At 61.8% G+C, this 13,880-nt stretch carries 16 protein-coding genes; all 16 read left to right on the forward strand.

All coding sequences use genetic code 11. The features are described 5' to 3' along the window. The first annotated feature begins 21 nt into the window (after positions 1–21). The 16 genes from metA (at position 22) to XH88_RS27855 (ending at position 13,815) form a co-directional block, all read left to right on the forward strand. A complete protein-coding gene (gene metA, locus XH88_RS27780; RefSeq protein WP_271671411.1) occupies positions 22–1,179 on the forward strand; it encodes a homoserine O-succinyltransferase MetA in 1,158 nt (385 codons plus the stop codon). Positions 1,180–1,190: 11 nt separating this feature from the next. Continuing rightward, entirely contained in the window at positions 1,191–2,051 is an 861-nt protein-coding gene (locus XH88_RS27785; protein ID WP_271671454.1) for an acyl-CoA acyltransferase, read from the forward strand. Between the two features lie 28 nt (positions 2,052–2,079). Further along, positions 2,080–2,967 (forward strand): branched-chain amino acid aminotransferase, encoded by an 888-nt coding sequence (locus XH88_RS27790; protein ID WP_271671412.1) that lies wholly within the window; start codon positions 2,080–2,082, stop codon positions 2,965–2,967. Positions 2,968–3,376: 409 nt separating this feature from the next. Further along, positions 3,377–3,589, forward strand: a complete 213-nt coding sequence (locus XH88_RS27795) for a Flp family type IVb pilin (RefSeq protein ID WP_271671413.1) — start codon at positions 3,377–3,379, stop codon at positions 3,587–3,589. A 68-nt stretch (positions 3,590–3,657) separates the two neighbouring features. Beyond that, positions 3,658–3,873: a Flp family type IVb pilin gene (locus XH88_RS27800; RefSeq protein WP_333909269.1), complete on the forward strand. Its 216-nt coding sequence runs from the start codon at positions 3,658–3,660 to the stop codon at positions 3,871–3,873. A 64-nt stretch (positions 3,874–3,937) separates the two neighbouring features. After that, a complete protein-coding gene (locus tag XH88_RS27805) occupies positions 3,938–4,444 on the forward strand; it encodes an A24 family peptidase (RefSeq protein ID WP_271671414.1) in 507 nt (168 codons plus the stop codon). Between the two features lies 1 nt (position 4,445). Next, positions 4,446–5,393, forward strand: a complete 948-nt coding sequence (gene cpaB / locus XH88_RS27810; RefSeq protein WP_271671415.1) for a Flp pilus assembly protein CpaB — start codon at positions 4,446–4,448, stop codon at positions 5,391–5,393. Beyond that, a complete protein-coding gene (locus XH88_RS27815; protein WP_271671416.1) occupies positions 5,393–6,586 on the forward strand; it encodes an AAA family ATPase in 1,194 nt (397 codons plus the stop codon). The genes cpaB and XH88_RS27815 overlap by 1 nt, the downstream gene beginning before the upstream one ends. Further along, a complete protein-coding gene (locus tag XH88_RS27820; protein ID WP_271671417.1) occupies positions 6,583–8,019 on the forward strand; it encodes a CpaF family protein in 1,437 nt (478 codons plus the stop codon). The genes XH88_RS27815 and XH88_RS27820 overlap by 4 nt, the downstream gene beginning before the upstream one ends. Next, the gene (locus XH88_RS27825; RefSeq protein WP_271671418.1) at positions 8,016–8,948 is read left to right on the forward strand and encodes a type II secretion system F family protein; all 933 of its coding nucleotides are present in this window, start codon (positions 8,016–8,018) and stop codon (positions 8,946–8,948) included. Before XH88_RS27820 ends, XH88_RS27825 begins: the two co-directional genes overlap by 4 nt. Positions 8,949–8,992: 44 nt before the next feature. Next, positions 8,993–9,853, forward strand: coding sequence for a type II secretion system F family protein (locus XH88_RS27830; RefSeq protein ID WP_271671419.1), 861 nt, complete (start codon positions 8,993–8,995; stop codon positions 9,851–9,853). A 3-nt stretch (positions 9,854–9,856) separates the two neighbouring features. Further along, complete coding sequence (locus XH88_RS27835; RefSeq protein ID WP_271671420.1) at positions 9,857–10,501, forward strand: methyltransferase family protein; 645 nt, start codon at positions 9,857–9,859, stop codon at positions 10,499–10,501. Between the two features lie 25 nt (positions 10,502–10,526). Then, a complete protein-coding gene (locus tag XH88_RS27840) occupies positions 10,527–11,903 on the forward strand; it encodes a pilus assembly protein TadG-related protein (RefSeq protein WP_271671456.1) in 1,377 nt (458 codons plus the stop codon). 9 nt (positions 11,904–11,912) lie between these two features. After that, positions 11,913–12,344 carry a TadE/TadG family type IV pilus assembly protein gene (locus XH88_RS27845; RefSeq protein ID WP_271671421.1) on the forward strand — a complete coding sequence of 144 codons (432 nt, stop codon included), beginning with the start codon at positions 11,913–11,915 and terminating at the stop codon, positions 12,342–12,344. After that, positions 12,325–12,762 carry a TadE/TadG family type IV pilus assembly protein gene (locus XH88_RS27850; protein ID WP_271671422.1) on the forward strand — a complete coding sequence of 146 codons (438 nt, stop codon included), beginning with the start codon at positions 12,325–12,327 and terminating at the stop codon, positions 12,760–12,762. Before XH88_RS27845 ends, XH88_RS27850 begins: the two co-directional genes overlap by 20 nt. Positions 12,763–12,819: 57 nt before the next feature. Further along, the gene (locus tag XH88_RS27855) at positions 12,820–13,815 is read left to right on the forward strand and encodes a phosphatase PAP2 family protein (protein ID WP_271671423.1); all 996 of its coding nucleotides are present in this window, start codon (positions 12,820–12,822) and stop codon (positions 13,813–13,815) included. Positions 13,816–13,880: the final 65 nt, after the last annotated feature.

Raw genomic sequence — 13,880 nt, forward strand, 5'->3', positions numbered from 1 at the left:
GTCAACTGCGAAGGCATTCCGATGCCAGTCCTAATTGATACCGACTGCGACGACCATCACCTGCTCCTGCGAGGGCGGAATGGAGGCGGCGCCGCGATGGCGCCGCCGGCAAACCGGGAGTGCCTCGACATCGGCCTCATCAACAACATGTCGGATGCAGCCTTGATATCGACTGAGCGTCAGCTGTTCGATCTGCTCGACGCGGCGGCCGGGCGACTCTTCGTCAGGCTGCATCTCTACACGATGGAGACGACTCCCCGTTCGGAATGGGGGCGCGATTACGTACGTCGATACTACCATGGCATCAGCGATCTGCTGGGCCGGAGGTTGGACGGGATCATCGTGACCGGCGCCGAACCAAGAGCCGCCAGCCTGACGGAAGAGCCATATTGGGACACCTTCACGGAGATCGCCGACTGGGCCAGGGAGAATACCTTGTCGTCGGTGTTTTCCTGTCTGGCCGTCCATGGCGTGGTCCTGCACCTGGACGGCGTTGCGCGCCACAAGCTGCCCGCCAAATGCATCGGTGTCTTCGCGCAAACGAAGACGCAAAATCATCCCCTGATGCACGACGTTCCGGCGACGTTCAGAATACCGCATGCGCGCTGGAACGAGGTGCAGGAGGAAGCTCTTGAGAGCTGCGGATATTCCGTTCTCACCTGGTCTGCGGTGGCTGGCGTCGACTGCTTCGTCAAGCACCAGAAGAAGAGCCTATTTGTCCATTTCCAGGGCCACCCGGAATATGAAACCCGGACCCTGTTGGGCGAATATAGAAGGGACATGGGCCGTTTCCTCCGGGGAGAGAATGACGTTTGTCCGACGATACCAACGGGTTATCTGGACCGCGAAGCAGAAGGGATGCTGGTCGCTTTCCGGCAGGAAGCCCTTTCCTGCAGACGCCCAGAGCTTTTCGCCGAGTTTCCGGCCGATCAAGCGGCGAGGGATCTGAGCAACGTTTGGTGCATGCCGGCCAGGCGCATATACCGGAATTGGTTGCAGTACATGGTGTCGGAGCGAGCGCGACGCTCAAAGCCGTTGGGAGCGCGAGAGGGGCCTCTCTCCGCGTCCGGAATTTCGGCGCGTCGCCATGGACGCAAGCTGGTTGCCGCTCGGTCCGCGCGTCCGGCGCGCTGGCCAAATCTGACCGGGAGCAATAAGCGGCCCGGATATTATGAGTGAGCGTTCGGGTCATGATCCGATGCCGCGAGATAGCAATAGCCGATCTTGACGCCATCGCCGATCTTCTGGCACGCGGCTTTCCGATCCGCTCGCGCGACTATTGGATCGACGGGCTCCGGCGCCTGGCCGTGCGTGAGATACCCGACAGTTTCCCGCGCTTTGGCTACATGCTCGAGCATGACCGGATGCCTGTCGGCGCTCTGCTGCTGATCCACACCACCCGGAACGATGACGGCCGCACCTCCATCCGCTGCAATCTCTCGAGCTGGTATGTGGAACCTGCCTTTCGCAGTTTTGCGCCAATGCTGACCAAGGTCGCGCAGCGCCATGAGGACGTCACTTACGTCAATATCAGTCCGGCGCAATGGACCTGGCGCACCATCGAAGCGCAGGGGTTCCGTCGCTACTGCGGCGGCTTGTTCTTCTCGCTTCCGGCGATGTCGCGACCGGCCAAGGCCATGCGTGTCGAAGTCGTCGGGCAGGACGCCCAGGGGCTCGGAGGCTTGCCCGAGGCGGACGCTGCGCTGCTTGCACGTCACGCGGCCTACGGCTGCCTCAGCTTGGTTTGCCGCGCCGCCGATGGCCGCGCCTTTCCGTTCGTCCTGCAGCCGATGCGCGTCGCTCGCATGAGGCTGCCGGCGATGCAGATGATCTATTGCCCGGATGTGGCCGATTATATCGTGTGCGCCGGCGCTATTGGCCGCTTCTTGCTGTGGCGCGGCCGACTATCGATTGCGCTCGACGCAAATGGTCCCGTGCGTGGCCTGGTCGGCTTCTACAGGGAGCCGATCGGCTGCAAATACTTCAAGGGGCCGCATTGCCCCCGGCTTGCCGATCTGTCGGATTCCGAACTCGTGATCTACGGACCATAACCCGGTCATCCCGGAATGGAGGTTCGTCATGGCTCCCAATACCATTTCCGTCCGCCATTCGAGGACATGGACATTCTTCCGAGGTGAGTGGCACGAGGGCAACGTGCCGATCATGGGGCCGCGCACCCATGGGCTCTGGCTCGCCTCGACCATCTTCGATGGTGGGCGCGCCTTCGAGGGCGTGACCCCCGACCTCGATCGTCACTGCGCCCGTGTCAACCAATCGGCGCTCAACTTCGGGCTCAAACCGGTAGTCGATCTCGACACGTGGCTCGGACTGGCGCGTGAAGGTATCGCCCGTTTTTCCGCCAATGCCGAACTCTACATCCGTCCGATGTACTGGCCGCAGAACGGCGTCGGCGGCGGTGTGCTGTTCGATCCGGAAACGACGGACTGGTGCCTCTGCATCTACGAGTCGCCCATCCCGCAACCCGTCGGCAGCGCAATCACGCTGTCGCCGTTCCGCAGGCCCACCGCCGAATGCGCTCCAGCCGATGTCAAGGCCTCCTGTCTCTACCCGAACAGCTCCCGTGCGCTCATGGAGGCCGCTTCGCGCGGCTTCCAGAATTGCCTGATGCTGGACATGCTCGGCAACGTCGCCGAGTTCGGCAATTCCAACGTGTTCATGGCGAAGGCGGGCGTCGTGTATACGCCGGCGCCGAACGGCACCTTCCTGAACGGAATCACGCGGCAGCGCGTGATTGATCTTTTGCGCGGCGACGGCGTCACCGTGATGGAGGCCACGCTGCGTTATTCCGATTTCGTCACGTCGGACGAGATCTTCTCGACCGGAAACTTCGCCAAGGTCGCGCCCGTGATCCGGATCGACGACCGGCATCTCACGCCCGGTCGCTTCTTTGCGCGCGCACGAAAGCTGTATTGGGATTTCGCACACGGAGAGAAGCTCGCGGCGTGACCGGGTGTGCCGGTGGCGATAATCTGTGCTGCACGTGAAGTGAGAGCGATCGGCCATCCCGGCGCGGCCCACTAGCCAACGTCGTAGCTATCCAAGATCAGCATTTGGTCGGTTCTACCGATCGGTGGAGCTCATCGGCATTCATCTCGCGTACACGTTCTTCCAGGCGACAGCCCTGCGCGCCGTCGGCTCACGATGGTTGAGAGGAAGCGCCAGCGCGTCGTCGCGCGTTGCGCAGTAAACGAAATGGTTAATCGTGCGAGGGGTAATCCCTTTGATCCGCATCTACACTCTATGGAGCGCGCGCAACGCTTGAGTGAGAGCTTATAAGGGGATCGTTGTTGGCGGCAGGGGTTTTCTAGCCAACGAACGTTGCGATGTCTTTCACCCCAAAGGAAGGGATTCTCCGATGTTGAAATACTACCGTCAGACCAAGGAAGCGTTGAAGCGTCTGGGTTCGGATCGGGACGGCGTGGTGTCGTTCGAATATCTCATCGTCGCGGCTTGCATCATCGCCGTCGTTTCCGTCGCGTTCGGCAAGGGCGGCGCTCTTCAGACGGCGCTGACCACCGCCATCGGCGCGATCAGCACGGCTCTCACTACGGCCGTCGCGGCCGGCTAATCCCCAGGGGGAGGCACAGGGATGTGCCTTCGCTCTCCAAGAAGGGATATTCAAGAAGGGATCTTCCCATGTTGTTGGAGCATTGCATCAAGACTACGGACGCCTTGAAGCGTCTGCACGCGGACCGAGACGGTGTGGTGTCGTTCGAATATCTCATCGTCGCGGCCTGCATCATCGCCGTGATCTCCATTGTCTTCGGCAATGGCGGGGCTCTTCAGACGGCGCTCACCACCGCCATCAGCGCGATCAGCACGGCTCTCACGACCGCGGTCGCGGCCGGTTAATTCCGAAAAGGGGGGCGCCCGGTTGTGCCCCCCTCAGCTTCTTGAGTTTCAGGCGTCCATTTCCATGAGCTGGATCGTTCCCACAATCGCGTTTCTGGAAATTCTCCTGTTGCTGTACGTCGCAACGATCGATGTCGCGACACGGTTGATCAGCAATGAGATCTGCCTGGCTCTGGCGCTTCTGGGGATTGCCGGTCAGCTGACCAGCCCGATGCACGTTGCGGAATCGCTGATCGTCGCTGCGATCCTGTTTCTGCTGCTGTTTGCCATCTATGCGCGGGGATGGATCGGTGGCGGCGATGTCAAGCTGCTGACGGCCCTGGCGGTCGGTCTTCCGTTGTCGGGTGTCATCCAGTTGTTGAGCACCACCGCGATGGCCGGCGGCGTGCTCGCATTGATGCATCTGATGATGCGCCTCCTGCCATATCCGTCGCTGGCGCCCGCCGGATCGTCGCTTGTACGCCGCGTCTATGCGGTCGAGCGCTGGCGTCATTTGCGGCATGCGCCCCTGCCTTATGGTGTCGCAATAGCGTGCGGCGGCATCTGGACCATTTTGAGCAAAGGATTCTGAGATGTCATCTGCTCTGCGAATTTCGATCATCATGGTGTTCCTGCTCGCGACCGCGGCGTTCGGGCTGATTGCGTACGACATGAACCGGCCGAAACAGGTCCCGGTCGCGGCTGTGGAGCCGGCGGCGCCGCCGGCGTCTCCGACTGTCGGCTACTTTGTCGCGGCGCGTCCGCTGTCGAAAGGTACGCTCGCCCGTGAGGAAGATTTCGCGATCCGCTCGGTATCGCCGGATCGCGTCCCGGCAGGAGCGATCCTCGAAACCGCCGACACCAAGATCGGACTTCCCGGCTCTCTGGTTCGCAAGTTCGTCGACACCGGCAGTCCCGTCACTCTGCAGGACATATTGCGACCCCGGGATCGGGGTTTCCTCGCCAGCGTTCTGGCGCCGGATAGTCGTGCCATCAGCATCAAGGTCGACGAGGAATCCGGCGTCGCGGGCTTGATCAGGCCGGGGGATTATGTCGATGTCCAGTTGACCCAGCTGTTCGACAAGGCCGAACCCGCGCGTCGCGCCCTGAGCGAGACGCTCCTGCGCAATGTGCGGGTCATCGCGATCGACCAGGAGATAGCGCAAGGCGGACGAGCCCTGGGAGCGGTGGCGGGCAAGCTTGCGCAGACCGTGTCGCTGGAGCTCACGGCAGAGCAGGTCAAGAGGATCGCGGTCGCAAAGCAGCTCGGAACGCTCTCCCTGGCCGTGCGTGCGGCAGTCGAGCAGTGGGATAGGGCGGACACTGGCGCAATGTCCAGCTGCGATGTGTCGCCGGAGCTTGCTCGCCAGGATGCGATTGCCGGCCAGACCACGTTGGTGGCAATCCATTCCGGCGGTGAGATCAAGAAATACTCGGTCAGGAAGCAGGATGCGGACATCGACGGCTGCGGGGCACCGGCGGCCGTCCGGTCGGCTGCAACGACGATCGGGTTCGCGGGTCAGCTGCCGGAGAAACGTTGATGAACATCGCCATTGCCAGTCCGCCTGAAGCTGCATCTGTCGTCACGCGCGACCGGATCGTCTGCTTTGTAAATGACGAAGATAGTGCCGTCGCTTTGCGCAAGGGCCTCGAAGGAAGCAACTTGTCGATCAGGCGCGGCACAATCCGTCATGCGATAAGGATGCTCGAGACCGACACCAACCTATCCGCGTTGGTGACGGACATCAGCGGTATCGATGACCCGTTTACCGAGCTGGAAAGGCTCGCCGGCGTCTGCCCGCCAGATGTCCGTGTGGCGCTGATCGGTGAGAGTAGGGAGATCACCCTCTATCGCGAGCTTATGGAGATCGGCTTGACCGAGTATCTCCCGAGACCGCTCACGCGGGACATGGTGCTGGACCAGCTGCGGCCGAAGCTGGTTGGAGACGTGGCGCCTGTTCAAGCCGATCGTGGCGGCCATGTGATCTCGATCTGCGGGGCGCAGGGCGGCGCCGGAGCAACCAGTATCGCCATCAACCTTGCACTGCAACTGGCCGAGACCACCAAGGCCAAGGTCGCGCTGCTCGACCTGCATCTGCAAGGCGGAGAAACTGCGGTGATGTTGGGTGTTCAGCCTGGCCCTGGGCTCCGCATCGCTCTGGAAAACCCGATGCGGGCTGACACGTTGTTCCTCGAACGCGCGGCAATCGAGGTCAATGAGCGGGTTTGTCTGATCTCCGCTGATGAGGAGCTGGATGCGCAGCTGGACATCACCGAAGCGGGAGTGAGGCATGTGCTGGGCCTGCTCCGCCAACGATTCAACTACATCGTTGTCGATGTACCGGTCCCGTTCCCGCCGTCGATCCATCCTGTGATCACTCAGTCGCGTCACGTGCTGGTGTTGCTGGAAGCCGAGGTGACTGGATTGCGCAATGCCCATGCACTGCGCACCGCCGTCACCAACATCGCCGGCAAGGATCGCGTCTTTACCTTGCTCAACCGCGCCGATCGTGCTGGGGGGCTTCCCAGGGCGACGATCGTCAAGGCAATGGGCGCCGAGCCGGACATGGTCATTCCCGATCTCGGGAAGGGGATGACCCAGGCGGTCAATCTTGGAGTACCAGCGCTGAAGCACGTGTCGGGACTGCGACGTCATCTCGCCCCGATCGTTCGCGAGATCACGGGCGTCGGCGCCGAGCGAAAGGGACGTCTGAGGAGGCTTCTCGGGCTATGAAGAGATTTGGTCGCCGCGAAGACGACACGACGGCTCGTCTTCCCTCACTGATGCCCGGCCCGAGCGCACCCGCACCGAGCCCGCCTGCGACTCCGCCCCCCTTGCCGGCATCTGCGCCGAGCCTGGCAACGACAAGCGCGCCCGCGTCTGCGCCTAGGCGCGACGAAGCTTCTGCGCACCCGCTAATGTCGGCTTCTCTACGGGAACGCGTCATCGCGGAGATCGAGCCGTCGGCGGCAGCGACGGTTTCGCGCGATGTCCTTCGGCGGCAGATTGAGGAAATCATCCACGGAATTGCCAACGAGGAACGCCTCGAACTGTCGGGTCGCGAGCAGCTTCTGCTGGCAGATGAGATCGCGGACGACATGACCGGCTATGGGCCGCTCCGTCCGCTTCTGCTGGATCAATCGATCAACGATATCATGATCAACGGGCCCAGTAACGTCTATGTCGAGCGCAGCGGCAAGTTGGAGCGGGTCGCGGTGCGATTCCGCGACAACGATCACATCACATCGGTGGCGCAGAAAATTGCCGCGCAGGTCGGCCGGCGCGTGGACGAATCCAGTCCGATGGTGGACTGCCGCTTGCCGGACGGCAGCCGCGTCAACATCATCCTTCCGCCACTGGCGATTCACAGCCCCTGCATTTCCATCCGGAAATTTCCAGGCCGCCGCTTGAATATCGCCGGAATGGTCGAAAACGGATCCATGACCGCGTCGATCGGGCAATTGCTGGAGATCGCTGCGCGGTGCCGGCTCAACGTCCTGGTCTCGGGCGGTACCGGTTCGGGCAAGACGACGCTGCTGAACGCGATGAGCCAGTTCATCGATCACAGCGAGCGCGTCGTAACGATCGAGGATGCGGCGGAGTTGCAGCTTCAGCAGCCGCACGTGATCAGCCTGGAGACCCGGCCTCCCAGCCTCGAAGGCACGGGGCAGGTAACCCAGCGCGATCTGCTGTGGAATGCCTTGCGCATGCGTCCCGACCGGATCGTCGTCGGCGAGGTGCGCGGCGCCGAAGCGTTCGACATGCTGCAAGCGATGAACACCGGCCATGATGGTTCGATCTCCACGGTGCATGCCAACAGCGCCCGTGACGCGCTGACCCGCATCGAGAACATGGTGCAGATGGGGCAGGTCAACCTGCCGTCGCGGGCGATCCGATCCCAGATCGTCGCAGCGCTGGACATCATCGTCCAGGTCGAGCGCATGCGGGACGGCCAGCGACGCATCATCCAGATCAGCGAGGTGACGGGCCTCGAGGGCGAGGTGATCACCACCAATGACATCGCCGCGTTCGAGTACACCGACGAGGATGTGCACGGCAGGATCTCGGGCATCTACACGTCGACCCACGCCGTCCCAAAATTCAAGAGCCGTCTTGTCTATTATGGGCTCGATCGAGCCTGGGCCGAGGCCATGAGGCAGATATGATACCGCCGTTCGTGACTGTCGTTGTTCTCGCGCTCCTGATGGGCGCAGCAAGCATGTCATTGTGGCTTGATGCTCGGCTGCGACGCTTCGACCGCCAACTCGCGGTAGCGCTGCCGGCCGTGCATTCGGCTAGCCTGCCCTCCATCCGTCGGTCACAGGCCGGATCCAGATGGCAGCCGTTCCAGCGCTTCTTCAATTACAACCCCGACATAACTTACGATTGGCACCCGGCTTACGTCGTGATTGTCGCTGTCATGGCCGCAACGGCAGTATTCTACGGCAATGTCCTGCTGCAGTTTCCGACCCTCTATGTGTCGATCGCGGCTGCAATCGTCGCCATCGTCGTCGTGCGCGGCATGTTCGGATGGCAGCGGGGACGCTTTGCCAATCAGCTGTTCCGGCAATTGCCCGACACCGTCCAACTGGTGACGAGCACCGTCAGATCCGGCCTGCCTGTCACCGAGGCATTTCGTACCGTCGCTCGCGAGATGCCGCAACCAACGGCCGGCCAGTTTGCAATCGTGTGCAGCGAGATCAGCCTCGGGAAGACTCCGGAGGAAGCCGTGGAAGCCATCTATCGGCGAACGGAAGTTCCCGAGTACGGGATGTTCGCTGTAACGCTGGCCGTCCAGATGAAATCGGGCGGCGGTCTGGCCGAAACCTTGCAGACCCTGGGTGAGACCGTGAATCAGCGCGTCGCGCTGGCAGCGCGCGCGAAGGCGCTGGCGGCCGAGGTGATCTTTTCCTCACGGGCACTGACGGGCGCCCCCGTGGTCATCGGCGGAATCCTGTACTGGATCAATCCGGAATCGGTTGACCTGCTGTTCTCCGATCCGACTGGCAACAAGATGCTGGCTTACGCGGTGGTCTCCGTGATTGTCGGGCACTTCGTGATACGCTGGATGATCAGAAGGGAGACGGCGCTATGACGTCCAGTCTGAGTGTTGTCGCCCTCGCCATCGCAGCCGCAACTGTGGCCTTCCTGCTGATCATCCGCGAAATACACGTTCGTACGTTGGAAACCCGCGTGTCGAATGCGGTGATCGGCATTTCCGGCCAGCCGGCGCACCTCCGGGACCTGACCGGTTGGCTTTCATCGCTCGGCAAGCGGTATCGGCGTTTTTACGCTGAGGAAAATCTGGAACAACTGCGAGCGATCCTCCAATCCGCAGGCTTCAATCACCATCGGGTCCTGCCGATCTGGATCGGGATCAAGACCGTCAGCATGTTGCTGCTGCCTGTCGTTGCCGCCTGCGCTGCCCAGCTCCTCGGGGCGTCGCCGAATGATGCGCTGATGCTCACTCTCATTGCAGCGGTGGTCGGCATAATGGGGCCACGGCTCATTCTGTCGGTGCTGCGCCGGCGGTTCGACGCGGCCGTGCGGCTGGGTACGCCGGACATGATCGATCTCTTGATCGTATGCAGCGAGGCGGGAATGGGCCTCGAGAGCGGGCTGACGCGCGTCGCGGAAGAAATGAGTGAGACCAATCCTGCGATGTCCCGGCTCTTGCGCGGGCTCCTCGATGATCTCCGGATCCTGCCAAGTCGCGCCGAGGCATTCGAGAAGTTGGGAGCGACGTCGGATGGTGTTCGTCGCTTCGGCACCATGGTCAGCCAAAGCCTGCAATACGGAACGCCGCTCAGCAAGGCGCTGCGCACCATTGCCGAAGATCTCCGGCGCGAACGCATCACCAAGCTGGAGGAGCGGGCACACAAGCTCGGCGCCAAGCTGACTGTCCCCATGGTGTTGTTCATGCTTCCGGCCATGTTCGTCATCATGGGTGGAAGCCCATTGCTGCACCTGGTCCATACATTCTCCAACCTGGGCAAGTAAGCGATGAGCACAGTCACCGTCTCGAAAAGCTCGTCTTACGATTGGATGCAGCTGTTTGGCGGCATGTGGTTCCTGTTGCTGGCCGTCTGCGTCGCGTTCAAGATCTCGGCGTCGCTTGGCGATCCCTGGCAGTCGCTGCTGTCGCGCTGCTGCCTCGGCAGCTTCTACCTCATGCTGGCGCTTTTGATCATGACGAGGTCGCCGGCAACGGCGCAGGCGGAGGGCTGGCTGCCGAGAATAGCTGCATTCGCCGGCACCTATCTGCCATGGATGATCGGCTTCTTCGGCAAGAGCGGCGAAGCGTTGCCAAACCTGGCATCAACCGCTTGTGTGCTGGTCGGCATGATCATGATGCTCGTCACGATCCGGCATCTGGGCGGGGCGTTCAGCCTTGTGCCGCAGGCACGCTCGGTGGTGCAAACCGGCCCCTATCGCTGGATCAAGCACCCGCTCTATCTCGCGGAAGAAGTCGCAGTCCTCGGTGTCGTGCTGCAATTCCTGACGCCGGTCACGGCGATTGTGTTCGTGCTGCATATCGCCATCCAGGTCTGCCGCATCATCTACGAGGAAGATCTGCTTCGGCGCACCTGTCCTGAGTACTCCGGCTACGAAGCATCGCGCTGGAGATTGATTCCCTATGTCTGGTGAGCATCGAGCTGTCGAGGTGGCTGCCATGGTACGGTCGTTACTAGTGAGGGCGACGAGGTTCGTCCCCCTTCGGGATTTCTTGCGCGACAGACGCGGTGTCACCGCCTTCATGTTCACGGCATCCGCAGTCGGGTTCATGGGGATGGCCGGCTTCGGAATGGAGATCAGCACCTGGTACCTCGAGCGACGGCACGGACAGAATACGGCCGATGCGGCGGCCGTTGCCGGGGTTTTGCAGCTTGTCCAGAACGCAAAAGACTTTTCCAGCGCACAGACGGCAGGCCGCAACGTCGCGACGGATAACGGCTATACGTCAGGATCGAGTAACGCCACCGTCACGATCCAGCCGGGCACCTGGAGCAGCGGAAGCTTCGGCGCCGACGCGACCGGAACCTGCTCGGCGTCATGCAACGCGATCCAGGCAACCATCGTTCGGGCAGTGCCGCGCAGCTTCACCGCCCTTCTCCTGGGAAAGGGCCCGACCAACGTCACCGAGGTGGCGACTGCCGCGCTGACAACGCCCTCAATGGCATGTTCGCTGGCCTTGGGCGGGGGGCTGAGTTTTAGCGGTAGCGCCGCAGTCACCACGTCGACTTGCACCTTGTCCTCGAACATGACGGGCCCGCAGTCGATTTCATTCACCGGCGCCGGCGCCAACAAGACGCAGGCGAACGCGATTCTGGTTGGGTCGGGCGGTTGTACCCAATCCGGCAGCGGGAGCCCATGCACCCAGCCCGGGAATATGATGTATCAGCCGCCCACAACCGATCCGTATCAGGCGCTGCAAACCGATCCGTCCGCGATTCCTGCTGCGGTCAACGGCACGAACTGCAAGAGCTCGGCGACTGCAACTTCTCCGTATGTCATCTCGACTGGCGTGTTCTGCGTAGGAGCGGACCTGACGGTGAGCACTGGCAACACGGTGAACCTGGCCTCCGGGACCTACTTCTTCTACAATTCGTCGATCAAGACGTCGGGCGGATCGCTGACCTGCACGAGTTGCACGATCATTTTCACCGGGAGCGCAGCCAACAAGATGGGCCAGCTGAGCATCAATGGCGGCACCATCAATATGAGTGCTGCGAAGACCGCCGCCTACGCCGACACGAATTATAATGGTCTTCTGTTCTATATGGACGCCCAATATTCCGAACACTCCAGCGCCTGCGGCAGTGCGCAGGTCTCAATCCAGGGCAGCCCGATGGTGACGTTGAACGGGGGAATGTACTTCCCCAATGCCAGCGTCTGTATGACCGGCAACACATTCTCCGGTACGGAGAGCTGTCTCTCTCTCGTCGGTTGGTCGATCACCTACACCGGTAATACCACGGAAAACCTGACGGGGTGCAGCACGACTGGTACCGCGACCGCCAAGAATAATACTGTAGCCCTGGTGCAGTAGGAATAAGCCATGACCTACCGCGAGTTTCTCCGGGACCGGCGCGGCACCGCTGCAATCGAGTTCATACTGTGCGCCCTAGTGTTGTTTACGCTGCTGCTTGCTACGGCGGGATTCGGCAACGTTGCGCAGCGGCAAATCGCCATACAAACGGCAGTTCGAGCGGGCGGAGAATATGCCCGTTTCTTCCCGACCGATACGAGCGGGATTCAAACCGCAGTCACGAATGCTCTTCCTTCCGGGTGGAGCTTGAGCGGAACGCCTGCTGTCACCTGCTCCTGCGCGGGGGCGACAACGAGCTGCAGCGCGATCGCGACCGGCACCACGTGCAATTTCCCCTTCCTGGTCAATGTCTCGGCCAGCGTGGCTGCGACCAGCGTTGTCACTCCGCTCTGGTCAGGATCATTCAACAACAGTGCAAGCTATGAAGTCCGCATCCAGTAGAGCCCTCGACAGATCAGGGGCTGTCGCCTTCGAGCTCGTGCTCGTCTTCATGACGTTTTTCACGGTCTTCATCGCCGTCTGCGATCTGGCACGGTTCTGGGTCACGACGAATTCAGTCCGCACGCTTGCGAGCGAGCTGGTGCGACAAACCCTGATCTACTGCGCCGACCAGGACCAGACCACCGCGTGCGCACTGCCGGCGACCGGCACGCACAGTGTCTCGACAGCAGAGGCGACCGTGCCGTTTCTGGGGACAAGCGGATTTGCAACGGCGCCGTCCGCCTCGCGATCCCCGATCAATTCCACCACCGGGGTGATGGGGATTACTGCGAGCGCGAGCTACAGTTTCAGCTTCATGCTGCCTGTGTGGCGAGGAATGATAACCCAGGTCGCTCAGAGCACCCAGCTTGGCTACTGAGCGAGATCACTGCGCCGAGCGCGCCCACCTCAACTCCCTCTTGGAACACTCCCGGGCATGAAGCCGATGAACACTCGATCAGCTCGTAGCAATGGCGATGATGGTCACGATGCCGGATCCGCTGCCATGACAAACGCTGCCGGCCGCGTCGCGATCCTCCAATGGCCCGTGGCTTGGGGATTGGTTCTTCTTCTATTAGCCATCGATGTCGTCTGGGCTGCGCAGATCGGACTAACGATCGATCATCCCGAAATCAAGGTCGGCCTGATCGCCGCCTTGCTCGCGATTGCCATCGCCTATCGCAATTATAATCGCGGTCGAGCGAACATGCTGGAGGCGCTTGCGTGGTTCTTCTCGTTCGTCGCCGCGGCGGCAGTTCTGTCTTACGTCGCTGCAAGTTGCGCATTGCCGCTGCGGGACGCGACGATGGAGTGGCTGGATCGCGCGATCGGCTTCGACTGGTCAGCCTGGCGCGATGTGTTGCTCGATCGGCCGACCGTATACCGTCTGCTAGTCGTGACCTACAACAGCCTGTTCTCGCAGTTCCTGCTCGTCATCATCTACTTCTGCAAACGGGACATGGTCGCACGCATTGAAGAGCTGATGCGTTTGATGGTCGCCACCCTGGTGCCGACCGTGTTGATCTCGGCGGTTTGGCCGACACTCGGTCCGTTTGCCGTGCTGGCCCCCAATGACAGCGGCTTTTTGCAGGACCTGCTGGAACTGCGGACGGGGGGGCCCTGGCACTTCAATCTGTTGGCGCTGAAAGGCATCATCCAGATGCCGTCCTACCACACGGCACTGGCGGTCCTCTACACCCACGCCTTTCGCGGCACCGGGTTGGTCGGATGGGTGGTCGCAGCGGTGAACATGGTCATGCTGCTCGCGATCCCGCCGATTGGTGGTCATTATCTGGTCGATGTGCTCGCCGGCGGAACGCTTGCATTCGCAGCCATCGTCGTCCTGCGCGCAGCTCGGCAGGGCGCGAGCCGAATTCCGTTCGGCCCATGGCGCGAGACGTCCACTATCAAGCTGCTGCATCCGACCCCCTGAGAACCAGACGGCCCCGGGATTGAACGCTCAGAGCAGGTCCCCGTGCCGGATTTGCCGAAAACCGA

It is taken from the genome of Bradyrhizobium sp. CCBAU 51627 (assembly GCF_028128765.1).
GTDB lineage: Bacteria > Pseudomonadota > Alphaproteobacteria > Rhizobiales > Xanthobacteraceae > Bradyrhizobium.